General features: G+C 69.7%; 13 protein-coding genes. 7 read left to right on the top strand and 6 right to left on the bottom strand.

Features of this window, described 5'->3' with window-relative positions:
- Positions 1–273 precede the first annotated feature (273 nt).
- From DMC64_RS43565 to DMC64_RS34105, 4 genes are all read right to left on the bottom strand, one after another.
- Positions 274–399 (bottom strand): hypothetical protein, encoded by a 126-nt coding sequence (locus tag DMC64_RS43565; RefSeq protein ID WP_007031507.1) that lies wholly within the window; start codon positions 397–399, stop codon positions 274–276.
- A gap of 82 nt (positions 400–481) precedes the next feature.
- Positions 482–1,222: a nucleotidyltransferase domain-containing protein gene (locus DMC64_RS34115; RefSeq protein ID WP_125736828.1), complete on the bottom strand. Its 741-nt coding sequence runs from the start codon at positions 1,220–1,222 to the stop codon at positions 482–484.
- A gap of 60 nt (positions 1,223–1,282) precedes the next feature.
- Positions 1,283–1,606 carry a hypothetical protein gene (locus DMC64_RS34110; RefSeq protein ID WP_125736827.1) on the bottom strand — a complete coding sequence of 108 codons (324 nt, stop codon included), beginning with the start codon at positions 1,604–1,606 and terminating at the stop codon, positions 1,283–1,285.
- A gap of 355 nt (positions 1,607–1,961) precedes the next feature.
- Complete coding sequence (locus DMC64_RS34105) at positions 1,962–4,961, bottom strand: tetratricopeptide repeat protein (protein WP_125736826.1); 3,000 nt, start codon at positions 4,959–4,961, stop codon at positions 1,962–1,964.
- 319 nt (positions 4,962–5,280) lie between these two features.
- On the opposite strand from DMC64_RS34105, the gene DMC64_RS34100 reads away from it, so the two are divergent.
- Positions 5,281–6,489, top strand: coding sequence for a hypothetical protein (locus tag DMC64_RS34100; RefSeq protein WP_125736825.1), 1,209 nt, complete (start codon positions 5,281–5,283; stop codon positions 6,487–6,489).
- A complete protein-coding gene (locus DMC64_RS34095) occupies positions 6,486–6,887 on the top strand; it encodes a hypothetical protein (protein WP_125736824.1) in 402 nt (133 codons plus the stop codon). Before DMC64_RS34100 ends, DMC64_RS34095 begins: the two co-directional genes overlap by 4 nt.
- On the opposite strand, the gene DMC64_RS34090 is transcribed toward DMC64_RS34095, so the two are convergent.
- Positions 6,788–8,929 (bottom strand): tetratricopeptide repeat protein, encoded by a 2,142-nt coding sequence (locus tag DMC64_RS34090; RefSeq protein ID WP_233629907.1) that lies wholly within the window; start codon positions 8,927–8,929, stop codon positions 6,788–6,790. The two genes, DMC64_RS34095 and DMC64_RS34090, sit on opposite strands and share 100 nt — an antisense overlap.
- A 246-nt stretch (positions 8,930–9,175) precedes the next feature.
- Here DMC64_RS34090 and DMC64_RS34085 point away from each other — a divergent pair, with 246 nt between their 5' ends.
- On the top strand, positions 9,176–9,652 hold the full coding sequence (locus DMC64_RS34085; RefSeq protein ID WP_125736823.1) for a TspO/MBR family protein: 477 nt from the start codon (positions 9,176–9,178) through the stop codon (positions 9,650–9,652).
- Here the strand turns inward: DMC64_RS34085 and DMC64_RS34080 are convergent.
- Positions 9,645–10,955, bottom strand: a complete 1,311-nt coding sequence (locus DMC64_RS34080) for a type VII secretion protein EccE (protein ID WP_233629906.1) — start codon at positions 10,953–10,955, stop codon at positions 9,645–9,647. The two genes, DMC64_RS34085 and DMC64_RS34080, sit on opposite strands and share 8 nt — an antisense overlap.
- A gap of 129 nt (positions 10,956–11,084) precedes the next feature.
- Between DMC64_RS34080 and DMC64_RS34075 the strand changes: the two genes are divergently transcribed.
- The 4 genes from DMC64_RS34075 to DMC64_RS34060 are packed head-to-tail and all read left to right on the top strand — an operon-like array spanning position 11,085 to position 17,477.
- Positions 11,085–13,229 carry a fibronectin type III domain-containing protein gene (locus tag DMC64_RS34075; protein ID WP_125736822.1) on the top strand — a complete coding sequence of 715 codons (2,145 nt, stop codon included), beginning with the start codon at positions 11,085–11,087 and terminating at the stop codon, positions 13,227–13,229.
- Positions 13,226–14,179: a MoxR family ATPase gene (locus tag DMC64_RS34070; RefSeq protein WP_016336476.1), complete on the top strand. Its 954-nt coding sequence runs from the start codon at positions 13,226–13,228 to the stop codon at positions 14,177–14,179. The genes DMC64_RS34075 and DMC64_RS34070 overlap by 4 nt, the downstream gene beginning before the upstream one ends.
- Positions 14,180–14,181: 2 nt before the next feature.
- Positions 14,182–15,309, top strand: a complete 1,128-nt coding sequence (locus DMC64_RS34065; RefSeq protein WP_125736821.1) for a DUF58 domain-containing protein — start codon at positions 14,182–14,184, stop codon at positions 15,307–15,309.
- Positions 15,306–17,477, top strand: a complete 2,172-nt coding sequence (locus tag DMC64_RS34060) for a transglutaminaseTgpA domain-containing protein (RefSeq protein ID WP_125736820.1) — start codon at positions 15,306–15,308, stop codon at positions 17,475–17,477. The genes DMC64_RS34065 and DMC64_RS34060 overlap by 4 nt, the downstream gene beginning before the upstream one ends.

Raw genomic sequence — 17,477 nt, 5'->3', positions numbered from 1 at the left:
AGTGGCGTTTCGGGTTAGGGCGAGTGCCTTAAGTGCCTACTGGATTTGGCTGTAGCTGATCAGGGGTCGGGTCCGTGAAGGCCTCCTTGCCTACCCTGAAGGTAGTGAAGGAGGCCTTCACTACCTTCAGAGATCGCCACCTGCAGCAGCAACCACCACGGCGGCGCGTGAACACCTGCCCAAGTACATGAAGGCCCCCTTCCTTGCGCCAGGCGCAAGGAAGGGGGCCTTCATGTACTTCAGGGACCAAGCCGGGCCGTCACGGCCAGTCCGCTACTGGCAGGCTTCGCAGTCCGGGTCGTCGATGCGGCAGGCGGCGCCGTCGGTGAGCGGGAAGTCGAAATCGTCGAGCGCGGGGACGGCCAGAGCGGTCTCTTCCGGCGTGGCGGTGGCGGACATGTCTCTCCCTCGGTACGGAACTGGTCTCATCTCTCTGTAGCGCTGAAGATCGCCGGTCATTCCGTGACCCGCGCCACAACGCTCAGACCGTCCGGAACAACGCCTCCGCGTCGTCCACCGCCTTCGCGAGGACATCCGCGCGCAACCCGGCGAGGATCGTGTCCATCTCACGCAGGCCCGCGCGCCGCAGCAGCCGCTTCTCGTTGGTGACCCACTCGCCGCGGGCCGCGAGGACGGCGTGCGCCGTCTCCATGGCGGCGGTGGCCAGCGCGCCCGCGACCTCCGTGGCCTGTCCGCGCGGGACGAAGGCGCCGCGGGTGTAGCGCAGCGTCAGTTCGGCACGACCCCGCCACATCTTCGGAGCCGTCTCCCGTAATGCTTCCGGGTAGTCCGGTCGCGGCAGGTCGCCGCGCAGCACGCGGTTGACCGCGAGTTCCGCGACGGGCAGGTAGCTCGGGACACCCGCGAGGTGGAACATCAGCGGTTCCCAGTGGAACCGGCCTTGCCGTGCTTCGGCGAGATGGTGCTCGACGGAGTCCAGGTCGCGGTAGTGGACGTCGACCTGCCTGCCGTCGATCGTGAGCCAGGCGCCACCGTTGAACACGCCGCCGCCCCAAGCGCCGATTTCGGAGACTTCGCCGTCCCAGCCGACGGCGCGCAGATCGGCCGGGTCGAAGCCGCCGCGGTAGTAGACGGCGAAATCCCAGTCGCTGCCGAGACCGTGGGTGTCCTGGGCGCGGGATCCGCCGAGCGTGACTGCGTGCACGGCGGGCAGCGCGGCGAGGCCGTCGGCCACGTGGGCAAGGAAGGTGTCGTCGTTCATCGCGTGAAGATCGTAGGGCCGTGCCCCGCGGGGAAGCGACGGGTTTTGAGCGCCGGAAAATCAGAGCGAGATGTTCCCGTGCACGTCGCGGGCCTGGACGACCTTCCCTGAAACCGTGCCCGAGATCGCGTTCACCACGCCGCCGGACTGGTCCCATTCGCGGCGAAGTCGTTCGGCGAAGCCAGGGTCTTCGTCCTCGGCGGCGGACAGACGCGTCGCCAGCGCCCGGACCTCGGGGGAATCCTCCGCTGCGCCTTCCGCGGCTTCGAGTACCGCCGCCGCTTCCGGGTCTCCGGAGAACTTTTCCTTCACCAGCTTGTACAAACCGGTCACGGAACGAGCGGCGAGGGCGGCGGCGAGAGAAATGAGGACCGGTTCTGGCATCGGATGGCTCCCCGTCGGGTCCGGTCGGGCAGGGCCATCCTCACGATACCGGTACTTCGCGGGGCTTGATGGTGCCCGGACCGAAGTCCGGGCGACCGGGTGTGCGTCAGCAGTTCCACCAGCTCGCGATGACCGCGAAAAGCGTAGGGACGTCAGGAAGCGCAGCAAGAATCGCAGGGATGGACAACGTACTCCTCGGAAATGTGAAAATCGCGGGGTTGAACCCGATTGGGATCGGATCGTAGAGAGGAAGTTCCTCCGCCGCAAGATCGAGGACGTACGCAGGGTTGTTCGACCATTCGGGTAACACCCGTTCGACATGCACCTTTGGTGGAGAACGGGTTACTTCGCCTTGCTACGAGTGCAAATGATCATCCTTTTGGGGCGTGCGTCGTCCGTTCAGGCGAGGCGGCGCAGGCAACGCCACGGTGTCCTCGTCGCCCGACCTCGCGAGCGGGACGACCGGCTCGGGTTCGTCGATTTCGGTGACGAGACGGTCGAGTTTCACCGCCTTCCGTTCCCGGCCCGTATCCCGATAGAGCCCGGCCGCCTCCCGCCACACCCAGCGGGCGTCCTCGCGGTTTCCGCGATCGGCCAGTATTCGCCCCAGTGCGGTATAGGCTCGCGCTCGTCCATTGACATGATTCGCGCGTTCGGCCAATTCAATGGCGTGTTGGACGTGCCGTAATGCGTCCCGATCCTGATGTCGGGCATGGGCTAATTCTGACATCACGATGTACAGCCTTGTCGCGGCTGTCAAACCTCGCACCTGATCGAGGAGCTCATGGGCGTGGCGCTGGTGCGATTCCGCGGCGTTCAGTTGTCCGAGCGTCGTGTACAGATCCACCAGCGCGATGTGGGAGCCGACGGTGCCTGCCACGTCGTTCGCCTTCCGGCGCAGGTCCAGGGCGAGCTGATAGTGGGGAAGCGCCTGGTGGTGGAGATCGAGTTCGACGAGCGCGTCGCCCAGCCGGTGGGCGGCCACCGCGTGCCGTTCCTGATCGCCGATGGATTCGGCGAGCCGCAGACATTCCCGATAGCGGGTGACGGCCTCGGGAAGCCGCCCGGCGTACTGATGACGGCGCGCCAGGTTCAGCATCACGGTCACTTCCCCCACCGCGATCCCGTGAAGCCGGGCCAGTTCGAGCGCCCGGCCGAGGTAGCGGTCCGCGAGGTCGTAAGCGCCGGTGATCAGGTGGATCTCGCCGAGGTCGTTGAGCGACGACGCCTCGGCTTGGATGTTCCGGTCCTCGGCGGCGGAGGAGATGGCGGTGGTGAGCGTGCTGATGCCGTCTTCGTACAGCCCGTAGCGCTTCAGCGTGTCGATGAGGCAATGGGGCAGCCGCCACGCGTAGCCGTGCAGGCCCGCCCGCGCGGCGTGATGGACCATGGACACCAGGTTCGACCGCTCGAGGAGGCTCCAACGCAGCGCTTCGGACACGTCGTCGAAGCGCTGCGGAACGCAGCCCGGTTCGAGCGGAGGCATCGGCGGCGCCTGGCGGTGGGGGAAGGCGGTTCGCTGCGCCGCGTTCGCGCTGTGCAGATAGAAGGAGTGCATGCGGTTCCGGGCGGAGTCGAATTCGGGGTCGTTCCTGACCAGGACGGCCGCGTACCGGTGCAGGAGATCGTGGACCCGGTAGCGGTCGATGTCACCCGGCTGGAAGACGAGGTGTGAAGAAACGAGGGCGTCCAAGGCGCGCTGGGTTTCCCAGCGGCTGGTGGCGGCCATCGCGCTGAGCGCCTCGACGCTGATCTCCGCGCCGGGATGGATGCCCAGTAGCCGGAAAACCCGGGCGTGCGCCGGACGCAACGCCCGGTAGGTCAGGGAGAAGGCGGAGTCGAGGCTGGTGTCCGCACCGTCGCCGTCATCGCCGATGTGCAGCAGGAATTCGGGGTTCCGCAATTGGCCGACGAGAGTGGTCAGCGTGGTTCCGGCTCGGTTGGCGGCGCGTTCGGCGATGAGGGTGAGAGCGAGCGGGAGCCCGTCGCCGAGCCGGGCCAACTGTGCCACGGCCTCCGGTTCCCTGGCTGTCCGGGCGCCGATGCGCCGGATCAGGAACTCCGCCGAATCGTTCTGCGGCAAGGGGGACAGCGTGAGATTTCCTACGGCGTCGCGGACCGAGAGCGCGGTGAGGCGACGGCGTGAGGTGACGATGACGACGCAGTCGGCCAGTGCCGTGAGAAGCGGGCGCAGGTGCGCGCTGTCGGCCACGTTGTCCAGCACGATCAGCATCCGGCGGTCGGCGAGCAGCGATCGCAGTTTGGCCTCCCGCCCGGCGGGACCCGCGATGGAGGAGATTTCGTAGCCCAAGGCGTCGAGGAGATCGTCGACGACCTGGGTGGCCTCCACTCTCGGCGCGGTGCCGTCGCCATGGAGGTCGATGAAGAAGGCGCCCAAGGCATGCCGGGCACTGGTGCGATGGGTCCATCTCAGCGCGGTCGCCGTCTTTCCGACTCCGGCCGCGCCGACGAGCGCGATCACGGCGGGATGCGGAGGTCCTTCGCGCGCTCCGGTCAGGTCGTCAAGAGACGTCAGGATCGCCTCTCGGCCGGTGAAATCGGTGATGTCGCGGGGAAGCCGGCGCAACAGCAGGGGAACGTTCGGTTCGTGGCGTGGCGCGCGAAGCCAGTCCGCCACCGGCGGTGGATCGGGTTCGGGAAAGGAATCCTGGAAACGGCGGAGTTCTTCGGCGCCCCGGTAGTCGCCGTCGGCCTGGAGTTGCCGCCGCGCTTCCAAATAGTACGCGTTGGCGTCATTGTGCCGCTGGAGTTTGTGCAGGAGGGTCAGCCTCCGCCGGGCGAGACCGACGAGGAAACCGTGCTCACGATGGAGATCATTCAGCCGCCGAAGCGCCGGTTCGTACTTCTCCAGTCCGATGTAAGCGTCGATCAGCAGACCGTTGGCGGGTATCCATTCATCGGATATGACGGAATTACGCCAGTTTTCCGCCCATTCCGTGTGCACTTCGGCGAGTGGGATGTCGCGCCACAGGGGCAGCGCGGCTTCGAGAAGGGTGCGTATTCGTTCGTGATCGTGTTCGCGGGCCGCCTGATGCGCGGAAGTGATCAGCTCGCTGAGCCGGAAGTAGTCGATCGTTTTACGGTCGACACTGAGCTGGTAACCGCCGCCGGTGTTGTCGAGTCTTGCGTTCGTGTCGCCGCGCCGCAAGGTCGCGCGTATCCGGTTGGCGTAGGTATGCAGTGTCGCGGCGGGATTCCGTGGAATCCGGTTCTCCGGCCAGGCCTGCTGTACGAGCGTTTGGATGGGAACGCGCCGCCCCGCCTGTGCGAGCAGGACGGCGAGAACGGCGTGTTCTTGCGCTCTGCCCCATTGCACGGTCAAATGACCGTGCATCCGTACGATTGTCTGGCCGAGAAATCCGAGCGAAATGAGCTGCTCCACGGGGCCTCCCCTCCCAAGGTGTCACCGAAGTGACTGCGCTCCCAAGGTCGAGTTTCGCAGGTGGAACCGGATCTGGCCAGGTCAACGGGGTGGCTGACAAGCATCTGTCATGTCTCTGGCATCTGGTGAAAGGGAGGTGTTATTCCCGGAACAGGGCGCTGAACGATCGGCCCGTCACGCTTTTCCGCAGTGGCGATGAATCACTGAAACGAGTGGAGGCGGGAATGGCGGAGCGACTGCGGATTTCGTCGGTTTCGGGGAGGGGACGGCGATGACCGGGACCTCCTGGGCGCGCGTGCCGGGAAGCAGGACGGCCGAGCGATGGCTGACCAGAACGGGGTGCCGCCGCGTACTCGTGGTGGTGCCGCATATGACGGCGGGGACCCGGCTGGCGGACGTGGTGCCCCTCTTGGAGGAGGACGCTCGGGTGCAGATCGCCTTCTCCACTCCGGACGGCCCCGACAGGTGGCCCGGCGTCGACGAGTATCTGCGTCGTTCGGGCGGCCTTGTCCTGCCATGGCACCAGGCTTCGCGAATGCGCTTCGATCTGGCCCTCGCGTCCAGTCACGTGGGCATCGACGAAATCGAGGCACCGGTGATGGTGCTGCCTCACGGCACCGGCGGGATCCGGTCGCGGGTCAGTCCTCAGGGCACGGAGGTCACGGGACATCCCAGGGATCTGCTCGTCCGGGACGGCAGGGTGGTCCCGAAGGCGATGGTGTTCGCACACGAGGACGACGCCCGGCGGATGTGCCGGGTCTTTCCCGAGGCGGCTTCACGGGTCGTCGTCGCCGGCGACGTCTGCTACGACCGGATCCGGGCGAGCATGCCGCTGAGACTGCGCTACCGGGACGCGGCCGGTGTCGAAGCACATCAGAAACTGGTGATGATCAGTTCGACTTGGTCGCCGCACTCGCTGTTCGGCGGGAATCTGGACCTGATCACCAGGCTGGCCGCGGCACTGCCCGCTCCCGAGTACCGGGTGATGGTGGCGCTGCATCCGTTGACCTGGTCGGCGCACGGGTCCCGGCAGGTTCGCGCGTGGCTCGCCGACGCGCTCGAAGCGGGAACCCGGCTCTTGCCGCCCGAGGAGGGCTGGCGCGCCGCCTTGGTCGCTTCGGACTGTGTGATCGGCGATCACGGCTCGGTCACGCAGTACGCCGCCGGGCTGGGGAAACCGGTGCTGCTCAATCCCGGTTCCGTGCTCGACGTCCGGAAGGGAAGCCTCGCGGACAGGCTCTGGAAGGTCGCGCCGGTGCTCGATCCCGCGCGGCCCTTGCGGCGTCAGGTGGACGAGCTCGTCGCCGTGGGCGTTCGGAGCCGGTTTCCGGCCATCGAGAAACGGATCACGTCGATGCCGGGGGAGGCGGCGGCGCGCCTCCGTGAGGAGATCTACCGGATACTCGGCATGCCCGAGCCGGACCGTCCGGTCCACGTCGTACCGGTGCCGCTGCTCACCCGAGAATCGCCGGGGACATGAGGGCGCAGGCGTACGGCGCCCTCGTCGAGGTGCGGTGGACCGACGAGTGGGGCCTTCCGGACCACGTGCTGGTGGCCTGGACGGACCGCACTCCCGAGACCTGGTTGTGCCTGGCCGATCTGGTCATCTGTCCCGCGCCTCCGGACGACGCCTGGCGGCACGCGGGCGACGTTCTCGCCGCGTTGCCCGGGGCGCTGGCGGTCATCGCCGGGAGGTCGATCCGGTTCCGGGATCAGCGGCCGGCCGCGACCCTTCCTCGGGCCGGGGAGGCGGCGCCCGAGATCGACGGCTGGTCCCGCTATTCCGGCGACGCCCCGGAGGAGCTTTCGGTGTCGTCCGCGATCGCCGCGATCCGTGCCTCCACGCGATGCGCTTTGAGATCCCTCGATGCGCGGTAGATCTTCAACGCCTGTCGGAGATGAGCACGGGCTGCGTGAGTCTCGCCCTCACGCAGCCTGCTCTCCGCCAGGACTTCGAGCGCCTCTGCGTGATACGGGTCCGCTCCGGCACGGTTCAACGTGGCCGCCGCTTCTTCCAGCAGCCGGGAGGCTTCGCCGTGATGCCCCAGGGTGAGATGGGCTTGGCCAAGCCGTGTCTGCGCCCGCGCGTGGAGGACGATGTCGCCGATCGCCAGCGCTTCGGCGGCCGAGCGCTCCAGATGATCGATGGCCTCCTGAGTCCGGCCCAAAGCCGCGTTGGCCTCTCCGACCCGCCTCAGCTGCAGTACCGTGCCGCGTCGTTGCCCTGTTTTCTCCGTGAGCCGCAGGGCCCGGGTGAAATGTTCCAGCGCGTGCCGGTGGTCACCGGTGCTTTGCGCGACGATGCCGAGGTGTTCCCACGCGGTCGCCTCGCCGTCCTCGTCCTCGATCGTGCGCGAGGCCTCCAACGAGGCCGCGAACTGTCTCCGCGCGTCCTCGAATTTCTCGGTGTTGAGGTAGGCATAACCGAGCTGGACGTGCATACGCGCTTCCGCGGCGGGATCCGCGCACCGCCGAGCGGCGGTCACGGCCCATTCGTGGGTCTTCTCCCATTGGCGGTAGTGCTTGCGATAGAGGAAGAAACCCCACAGTCCCTCGCAGAACTGCCAGACCTCCTGCCACCAGCCCTCTTCGACGGCCGTGTGCATGGTCGCGACGACGTTCGCGAGTTCCCGCTCCACCCAGTCCAAGGCGTCTCGAGCGCCGGAGAATCGTGATGGCTCGCGCGGGTGTTCATGGCGGGGGCTGAGCCGACGCCGGTGCGGGATGATGACGAGATCCGCTTCGGCGACGTTGTCGAGGTACCAGTTCAGCATCCTCCGCAGCGCGCCGGCTCTGGTCGACCGGTCTTCCGTCTTTGCCGCCTGTTGCCGGGCGTGCACCCTGACCAGATCGTGGAATCGGAACCGGTCCGGCCCGATGTCGGTCAGCAGACTGGAGACGACGAGAGAGTCCAACGCGCCTTCGGTCTCGAGCACGGTGCGGTCGATCGCGGCCGCCGCGAGGCCCACGCCGAACTCGCGGCCGGGGTGGAGGCCGAGCAACCGGTAGACCCGCGCCGTTTCCGCGTCCAGTTCCTCGAAGGACAGGTCGAAACTCGCCTGGACGCTCGCTTCGTCGGCGATGCTGAGGGCTTCCAGACGCCGCTTTTCGTCCGAGAGCGCGCCGACCAGATGGGAGATCGGCCATTGAGGCCGGGTCGAAAGCCGAGCGGCCGCCACACAGAGGGCGATCGGCATGCCACCGCAGAGCTCGACGAGTTCCCTGGCGCGTTCGGGTTCGGTCGTGACGCGGTGGGTGCCGACGGTCCTTTCGAGCAGTCTCAAACCCGCGGCTTCGTCGAGCGGGTCGACGACGAGCACGCGCGCGCCGTCCATGGTCAGTGCGCCCAGCCGCCATCGGCTGGTGACGACGACCACGCTGTCCGGTGAAGCGGGCAGCAACGGTCGTACCTGTGCGGCCGAATCCGCGTCGTCGGCGAGGACGGCGAACCTCTTCCCGGCGGTCACCGACCGGTACATGGCCGCCTGCTCGGCGATCTCGGCGGGCACCTCCCCGGCGGGCACGCCGAGCGCGCGGAGGAAACCGCTGAGGACGTCGTCGGGAGTCGTCGGCCCGTCTGCGCTGAAGGCCCCCAGGTTCACGTAGAGCTGGCCGTCGGGAAAGCGGTCGAGATGCTTCGTGATCCATCGTGACGCGAGTGCGGTCTTCCCCATTCCGCCGGACCCGGTGATCACCGCCAGCGCCGGCCCCTGCCGTTGATCGTCGTCGAGCAACCGCGTCAGCGTGGTGAGTTCCCGTTCCCGGTCGGTGAACGACGCGGACACCGGAAGCAGTTGCCGCGGGACGACGGGCTTCACCCCCTGCTGGAGGAAGAAGTCGCCGTGCACGGCACCGACCTGTACCGAGGTTCCGGAAACGTCACCGGTGATCTTGTTTTCGTGTCTGTCGCCTGATTCCATTCCGAGCAGCACCCCCTGCATCGAGTCTGGTCACACGAGGCTCGCCGCGGTACCGCCCTCACAGCGAAGCCGGATGTGATGTCGACTACTGATCGGCGCGGATCGGGCCCGGGCCGAGCTCACGACCGGGTAGTACCGCGGTGGAGTTGCACGCCGAGACTGATGCCACTCGAACGGTGTACGTATCCTCTCCGCCGCCACTACTTTGAGCGCGCGGGCCCGTGTCCGCGCCCGTACGCTCGAACGATGACGACGATCCCGGGAAGACTCCGCGCGCCGCTGGCGTTCCTCCCGTTCCTGGCGGCGGTCGCGGTGGTGGCGGTCGTCGGCGGGCTCGCCGCAGCCGACGCCCGTTCTGTCTACAGTGGACTCGAACTGCCGTCGTTCGCGCCGCCCGCCTGGCTGTTCGGTCCGGTGTGGACGGTCCTGTATCTCGCGATCGCGGTGTCGGGCTGGCTGTACTGGAAATCCGGCGGCGAACGCCGGGCCTTGCTCTGGTACGCGGGACAACTGGTCCTGAACGCCGCTTGGACGCCGCTGTTCTTCGCGGCCAGCGCGTACGGTTTGGCACTGGTGGACATCGTCCTGCTCGACGTCGCGATCGTCGTCACCGCGCTGTACTTCCGCCGGTCTTCCCGGGTTTCGGCCGCGTTGCTGGTGCCGTACCTCGCCTGGACGCTGTACGCGACCGCGCTCACCGCCGCGATCGTCGTGCTCAACTGACTCCGATCGGCAAGGTGGCGGCCACTCCCTTGGCGTGCCTGCCGTCGAGCCGCTCCAGTGTGATCCCACCCCGGCGCGCGGCGAGTTCCAGGTCCCGCACCGCGTGGTCCACCGCCTGAACCCCCGCGGCCGCGACCCGGATCGCGGCGCTGACGCGGGGTTCGGTCTCGGCGGCGCTCCGGCGGGCGGTCACGGCCAGGGTCACCGCGGACCCGGGGGCGGCGGCGAGCAGACGGCGTGACAGGTCCGCCGCGAGCACCGGCGGAAGGGCGTCCCAGCCGTCGAGGCGGAAGGTCGCCTGGCTGATCGGCCCGCTGTGCCAGAACCGCCAGTCTTCGCGGATCCGCGCCCGGCCCGCCGTGACGTGCGCCAGCGACGCGAGCGTGCCGAGTACCTCGTTTTCGCTGAGCGCCCGCACCGGCAGGCCGTCGCGGCGAAGCTGCCGACGCACGCGCCTGACCGTGTTCCCGAGCGCCTGCCGCACGTCGGCGTCGCGGTGGACTTCGGCGGTGCGCAGTGCCTGCAGCGCGACCCAGCCCCGTGGCGGCCGGGAACGGTCCGCGCCGACGTGGTGGATGACCTGCGCGGCGACGTCCAGTGCCAGCTCGCGGGACGGCGGCGGCAGCAACATCGGCGGCGACGGCATCGGCTGCTCGCGGGCGGCGGATTTCGGTTGCAGCACAGCGGTGATCCCGTCGGCGCGGCTGACCATGAACACCGTCTCGTCGCCGATCTCGCCGGTGATCCCCGTCGCTTCCGGCGAAAGCAGACCCAGCAGCGCCCGGCCCGCCTCGCCCGCTTGCCGGAGATCCCGGTCGCGGTCGCGGGCCAGGTAGCCCGACGCCGAACCGAGCCAGGCGTAGAGCCAGCGTCCGCGAATCCGCACGGCGGTCAGCGCGAGCACCACCACGGCGGCGGTGACCACCGCGGCCGCCAGCGGCCAGGGCCGTCCCGCCACCAGGACCAGCGCGACGAGGACGAGCTGCCAGCAGACGATCTGCGCCACCCCGATCCCGCCCGGCCGGCCTTGCCGGCGTCCTCGGCCAGGCGACGGCGGCGGCGGACCGGGCGCGGGTGCGGGAACGTGCGCCGTCGCGGACCAGCGCGGTCGCTGCTCCGCCTGGCGAGCCGCCGTGAGCGCGGCCAGCGCGGCTTCACGGGCGGCTGCCCGCGCGGCGGGCGCGGCGTAGGCGAGCGGATCGGCCATGGCCTGGGCCGGCGGTGCGGCCGGGGCGATCCGGGGAAGCGGCGGGGGTACCGCGGGGTACCGCCCGTCCGTCCTCGCCGCGCCGAGATCGGTCATCGTCCTGCCTCCTCCAACCGGGTCTGCTCAGCGTCCCCGGCGAACATGAGGTTTCGATGACACGGCGTCCGGGAGCGGCGAGACAGGCTGTTTCATCGAAATTTCATGGTCGCTCTCTAGCTTGATCGCGTGAACACCGACGAGCGGGGCACGAAGCGGTTCAGCGTGGTCGCCAGGACGAGAATGGCCGTGGCGCTGGTGGTCGCGGGCTGCCTGGCGCTGATCGGGCTCGCCGTGACCGGGCAGGCGGCGACGCCGGAACGGCTGGAGTTCGTCCAGGTCGGCCACTGGGTCTACAACGACGCCGCCCAGTCCGCGTTCCACGTCGACGGCTCGACGAACCGCGTCGACGCGCGCGCGGACGTGCCCGGCGCGAACGGCAGCCAGGTCGCGCAGGGCGACGGCTCCGGTTACGTGGTCGAGCGGAACCGCATCACGGAGTTCGACAAGGCGACGTTGAGCGTGGAGGAGTCCACGCCGCCGCCCGCGCCGGAAACGCCGTTCGTGATGGAGATCGCGGGTGGCCCGTACCTGGTCTACCGCAACGCCGGGCAGATCGTGCGGCTCGGGGACCCGGCCGCGACAGTGCCCGCAGGGGGGCCACTGTCCCGGCCGGTCGCGACCACCGACGGGACGGTGTGGGCGCACCGCGTCGACAGCGGCGCGATCTGCGATCTGCCCAAGGGCGCCGCCGTCATGACCTGTCCCGCGCAGCTTCCGCCCGGGCACGGCGGCGGGCTCACCCTCGTCGGCGACCGGCCGGTCGTGCTCGACACCACCGGCGACAGCCTTCACCGCGTCGGCCCGGACGGGCTCGGCGACGGACTTCCGCTCGGTATCAAGCTTTCGCCGTCGGCACAGGTCGCCAACAGCGCCGTCGGCGACCGGCTGGCCATCGCCGACCCCGAGCGCAACCAGCTCCACCTCATCGACATCAGCGGCCTCGACCAGGACCGCCCTTCCGCGAAGCCGATTTCGGTCGAGCTCACCAAGGGAAGCCGGTTCAACGGCCCGCTCTCGTCCTCGAACGTCGTCGCCATGGTCGACGAGACCCGCGGCGAGGTGCTGACCTACGACGCCGCGGGCAAGCTCAAGTCCACCGCGAAGGTGCCTGGCCAGGGCACGCCGCCGAGGCTCGCCAAGGGTGAGGACAACCGCATCTACGTCGACAGTTCCGACGGCTCGCACGTGCTGGTCGTCAACGGTGACGACGGCACGGTGGTCGACGTCGACGTCGACAAGGCGGCCAACACCCAGACCGCCGGCGCGCCGTCGGCCGATCCGGAACCGTCCGGCGACCAGCCCCCGCCCCAGCAGGACCAGCGACAGCAGGCGCCGCCGAACACCCAGCAGACGCCCCCGCCGGTGGCGAAGGCGACGCCGCCCGGCGCGCCGAGGAAGCTGAGCGCGAGTTCGGGCGACGGCTCGATCAAGGTCTCGTGGAGCCCGGCGGCGGACAACGGCGCGCGGATCACCGCCTACCGGGTGTCCTGGACCGGCGGTTCGACCCGGGTGGGCGGATCGTCACGGGGAACCACGATTTCGGGGCTGACCAACGGAACCCCGTACGTGGTCACCGTGGTCGCGGAGAACTCGGCGGGCCTCGGGGTCGGCGCCAGCGCCAAGGCGGTCATCCCGGGACCCGTGAACAGGCCTGCCACGGCACCGGTCGTCACCGCGAACGCCCGTGCGGATGGGAAGGTTTCGGTGAGCTGGACCCAGCCCGACCTCCGCGGCGGCACGCTGGTGCACTACCTGGTGAGCGTGACGGGCAAGGGACAGCGCACGGTCTCGGCCACGTCCGCGGAGTTCACCGGGGTCACCGGCACCGCGACCGTCACGGTCCGCGCGGTGACGAAGTTCGGCTCGGGAGCGGCGATCAACGGCGCCGCCGGGAGCCGGAAGGTCACCGTGCCGGTGCCGTCGGACCCGCCGACCATCACCATCTCCGGTGTCCGCGTCGGGACCACGGGACTGATCGTTTCGGTGAACGCCAACGGGAAGGGCGCGCCCGCGACCTGCCAGGCGGAGTTCAACGGCGCGATGTCGGCCTCGAAGTCCTGCTCGGGCGCCACCAGCTTGAACATCAACAATGTGGTCTATTTCGGCGCCATCACGGTGAACGCCACCATCAAGACGTCCGGGGGGACCGGCAAGGACAGCTGGACCGGCGTGCCCAGTGCGGGCGGTGGCGCCCCCGGTGGCTCGCTGATCTGGCTCGGCCCGATCGCGATGGTCGGCCTGCGCCGACGAAAGGAAAAGGAACTTCTGTGACGCTCACACCCAGGGTCGCCTTCGAGCAGATCGCCGAGAACGTGCAATCGGTGGTACGCGGGAAACCGGAGGTCGTCCGGCTCACCGTGGCGGCGCTGTTCGCCGAAGGGCATCTGCTGATGGAGGACGTGCCCGGCGTCGGCAAGACGACGATCGCGCGCTGCGTCGCCGCCAGCATCGGCGGCCGGTGGAGCCGGATCCAGTTCACCCCCGACCTGCTGCCCGGCGACATCACCGGCGTGATGGTCTACCACCAGAACAACGAACGTTTCCAGTTCCACCCCGGCGGCATCTTCGCCAACGTGGTGCTGGCGGACGAGATCAACCGGGGCACGCCCAAGACACAGGCCGCGCTGCTGGAGGTGATGGCCGAACGCCGGGTCACCGTGGATTCGGTCGGCCAGGCGGTGCCGAGGCCGTTCCTCGTGGTGGCCACGCAGAACCCGATCGAGCTGGAGGGCACCTACCGGCTGCCCGAAGCGCAGCTCGACCGGTTCCTCATGCGTATTTCGGTCGGCTACCCGGATCTGGAATCCGAGATGCGGGTGGTGATGGGGGATTGCGCCGGGGTCACGCCGGACGAGCTGAAGCCGGTGCTGGGCATCGCCGACGTCCAGTCGGTCATCGACGAGGTCCGCAAATCCCATCTGGCACCGGAGATCGTCAACTACGCGGTCCGGCTGGCCGCGGCGAGCCGATCGCATCCCGACGTCCGCTACGGCGCGAGCCCGCGCGGCAGCATCGCGCTGATCCGGGCGGCACAGGGACTCGCCGCCACCTTCGGACGCGACTTCGTCACCCCGGACGACGTCAAGGACGTCGCGCATCCGGTGCTCGACCACCGGCTCGTGCTGACCCCCGACGCCGAACTCAACCAGCGGCGGACCGCGGACATCGTCGACGAACTCCTGGGCGCGACGGCCGCTCCCATGGCCGCGATGGGGAGGTAGGCGTGCGGCTCACCCGCCGCGGCGTCATCGTGCTGGCCTTCGCCGCCGGGTTCTACGCCCTCGGCGAGCTGGCCGGGTACACGTTTTTCCGTGCCTTCGCGGGGATCTCGGCCGGCGCGGTGCTGATCGCGCTGGCCACCACCAGGTTCCGGCCGAAGGTGGAGATCGGCCGGACCGTCCAGCCGGACCGGGTCGAACGCGGGAAACCCGCGCTGGCCTCGCTCGTCGTGCGCAACACCGATTCGCGGCGGCACGGCGGTTTCGCCGCGGCGGACGGCATCGGCGGCGAGACGCACAGCCTGCGGGTCCGCCCGCTCGCGCCCGGCGCGGAAGCGACGTACCACTACGAACTTCCGACGACGAAACGCGGGAAACTCCGGGTCGGCCCGCTCGTCGTGCACCGGCCCGACCTGTTCGATCTCGCGCGCGGCGATCAGACCGTCGGGAGTTCCGCGTGGTTGTGGGTGCACCCGCGACGGCACGCGGTACGCGCGGCGCAGGCCGGACATCCGCGCCACCACCACGAAGGCCCGATCACCGACCCGCCGCTGCGTGGTTCGGCGGATCTGCGCGCGGTGCGGGAGTACGTGGTCGGCGACGAGGTCCGGCATCTGCACTGGAAGGCGACCGCCAGGACCGGGCGGCTCATGGTGCGCGAATACGCCGACCCCGCCCAGCCCCGGTTCACCGCCGTGCTCGACACGCGGCCCGCGTCGATGAGCCCCGCCGTTTTCGAAGAAGCCGTCGAGGTGGCGGCCTCCCTGTTCTACGCGTCGGCGTCGGCGGGGCAGCACTGCCGTTTCATCACCTCCGCGGGCGCGGACACGCCGACCGACAGCGGGGTGCGCGCGGCGAGGACCCTGCTGGACGAACTCGCGCTCGTCACCCAGGACGCCGCGGACGACGCGCCGCTGCTGCCCTCGGCATTGGCCGCCGCCGAACGTCCTGGCGGGGTGCTGGTGCTGATCACCGGCCCCGACGCCGATCTCGGTCACGCCGCCCGCTGGCGGCCCGACACCGTGGTCCGGATCGGTGATCTCCGGCCGTCGGCGGGCTCCCGCGGCCTGATCGTCGCGGTCGACGCCGCCGGTGCCGCGGCGCAGTGGAATTCCTTGGTGGGTAAGTCATGAGCGACCGATTCGACCGGATCGCGGTCGCCGCGTTGCTCGCCGCGACCGGGATCGCCGGGCTGCTGTTCGCGCCCGTGTTCGGCTGGGCGGCGCTGCTCGTCCCGGTGCTCGTGGTCGTTCTCGTCGCGTACGGCTGCGCCGAGCTGACCGCGAAATTTCCCAAGCTGACCCCGTACCGGCCGTTGTTCGTCGCGCTGCTCGGCCTGCTCGGGCTGATCGAGACGGTGCTGACCTCGACCACGCTCGCCTTCCTGCCGACCGGTACTTCGCTGCAGGGGCTGGCGCGCGGCCTCACCGAAGGCTGGCGGCTCACGCTGCAGTCCACCTGGCCCGCGCGGCCGATCCCCGAACAGCTGTTGTTCGTGCCGCTTTCGGTGCTGATCGCCGTCGTGCTCGGGCTGGAACTGTTGCTGCGTCTCAAGAAGCCGCTCGTGGCGCTCGTGCCCAGCCTGGCCGTCGCCTGCCTCGCCCAGGCGTATCAGGCGTTGACGGGGGTTTTCGCGGTGGTCGCGGCACTGGGCTACGCGCTGCCCGCGGGGCTCCTGCTGTGGTCGGGCAGTCGGGTCCGGTCGGTGAGCCGGGCACCCGGTGGACCTCGGTTCTCCTGGCGGCTGACCGGCTCGGCGATCTGGCCCGCACTGTCCACTGTGGTCGCCCTCGTCGCCGGCGCGGTCGCGCTCGCCGGGCTCGATCCGGCAGGCCGGGATCCGTTGACGCTCAAGGACACCCAGGCCGCGCCACCGCCGAGGAGCCGGGTCGGCAACCCGCTGGACGAGATCGCCCAGCGGCTCATCCGGCCGGGCGAGGAGGTGTTCCGGTACCGCGGGGACACCCCGGTCGATCAGTGGCGCCTGATCGTGCTGAACGGTTTCGACGGGGCGAACTGGCTGTCCGACTCCCGGCTCCGGCGGCTCGGCGCGGGCCTCGAAGGCGCGCCCGGCGTGCGTGGCAGCGCGGAACTGAAGGTGCGCGGGCTCTCCGGGCCGTGGCTGCCGAGCCACCAGGATCTGACCGGTGTGGACGGTCTGACGCCGTTGGTGGACGAGTCCGCGGGCACCCTGATGACGGAATCGCCGTCGACCGGCCAGGAACGCAACTACCGGCTCAGCTGGTCGTCACCCGAGGTCGATCTCGGTGCCGGGGAGATCGACCCGCGGGCGCCGCTCGGCGGGCTCGGCGCGGTGCCGCCCGACGTGGAGGACGTGGCGAAGGACGCCGTGCGCGGTCTGCGCCCGACGTTCCAGTCCGCCTTGCAGCTGGAACGCTTCCTCAGCACGAACTATCAGGTCGCGACGGGCACGGAGGAGCTGCCGACCGGGCACGGCTGGCCGCAGCTGAGGCATTTCCTGCTGGAGAGCAAGCGGGGGACGAGCGAGCAGTTCGCCGCCGCGTACGTCGTCTTGGCGCGGATGAGCGGTATCCCGGCCCGGCTCGTCGTCGGGTTCCGGGGATCGGCCGAGACCGACGGCGGGATGCACGTCGTCCGCAACCGCGATGTCCTGGCGTGGCCCGAAGTCGCGGTCGCCGGAGCGGGCTGGGTAGCACTCGACCCGACCGCCGCGGCGGGCAAGGCGGAGCGGAGTCAGGCAGGCCCCAGCAAGGCGGTCGCTCGTGCGCGGGCGCAGCTGCCCGCCGAACAGCAACTGCGGCCGCCCCAGCTTCCACCGGGCACGCCCGCGGAATCCGGCGAGGATCAGAGCACCGAAGCGGGGATGAGCTGGTGGTGGCCGTCGCTCGTCGCCGCGATCGTCCTTTTCGGACTCCTTTGGCTCGTCGGGGTTCCGGCGGCGAAGGTCGTCCGCGCCCGGCGGCGTCGTCGCCGGTCCGGTGCCGAAGGCGTGCTCGGCGCGTGGGACGAGATCCGCGACCGGTTGCGCGCGCACGGTGTGCCGTTCCGGATCGGGATGACCCCGCGCGATCTCGCCGAATCGGCCGGATCGCTTGCCGGGGACGGGATCCGCGAGCCGGTCGCACGGCTGGCCAAGGTGCTGGACGTGACGCTGTGGTCCGGGGTCCCGGTGGGGGACGGTTCGGTCCGGCGGGCGTGGCAGGAGGTCGGCGAGGTGCGGCGCGGGCTGGCCACCAGACCGTTCGCGGCTCGGGTGCTGGCGGCACTCGAGCCGCGGACCCTGGTGCCGATCCGCGGCCGGGGTTCTCGCGAGGGGTGA

Origin of the sequence: Amycolatopsis sp. WAC 04197, assembly GCF_003947475.1 — a bacterium.
Lineage (GTDB): Bacteria > Actinomycetota > Actinomycetes > Mycobacteriales > Pseudonocardiaceae > Amycolatopsis > Amycolatopsis japonica.
Note: the sequence above shows the minus strand (reverse complement) of the source record. Positions and strands in the feature narration are given on the sequence as shown.

Excerpts from the sequence above, each read along its gene's own strand:
- DMC64_RS34085 (WP_125736823.1), top strand. The coding sequence starts at position 9,176 with ATGACGACGATCCCGGGAAGACTCCGCGCGCCGCTGGCGTTCCTCCCG.
- DMC64_RS34060 (WP_125736820.1), top strand. The coding sequence starts at position 15,306 with ATGAGCGACCGATTCGACCGGATCGCGGTCGCCGCGTTGCTCGCCGCG.
- DMC64_RS34080 (WP_233629906.1), bottom strand. The coding sequence starts at position 10,955 with ATGACCGATCTCGGCGCGGCGAGGACGGACGGGCGGTACCCCGCGGTA.
- DMC64_RS34095 (WP_125736824.1), top strand. The coding sequence starts at position 6,486 with ATGAGGGCGCAGGCGTACGGCGCCCTCGTCGAGGTGCGGTGGACCGAC.
- DMC64_RS34090 (WP_233629907.1), bottom strand. The coding sequence starts at position 8,929 with ATGGAATCAGGCGACAGACACGAAAACAAGATCACCGGTGACGTTTCC.
- DMC64_RS43565 (WP_007031507.1), bottom strand. The coding sequence starts at position 399 with ATGTCCGCCACCGCCACGCCGGAAGAGACCGCTCTGGCCGTCCCCGCG.
- DMC64_RS34115 (WP_125736828.1), bottom strand. The coding sequence starts at position 1,222 with ATGAACGACGACACCTTCCTTGCCCACGTGGCCGACGGCCTCGCCGCG.
- DMC64_RS34100 (WP_125736825.1), top strand. The coding sequence starts at position 5,281 with ATGACCGGGACCTCCTGGGCGCGCGTGCCGGGAAGCAGGACGGCCGAG.
- DMC64_RS34105 (WP_125736826.1), bottom strand. The coding sequence starts at position 4,961 with ATGCACGGTCATTTGACCGTGCAATGGGGCAGAGCGCAAGAACACGCC.
- DMC64_RS34110 (WP_125736827.1), bottom strand. The coding sequence starts at position 1,606 with ATGCCAGAACCGGTCCTCATTTCTCTCGCCGCCGCCCTCGCCGCTCGT.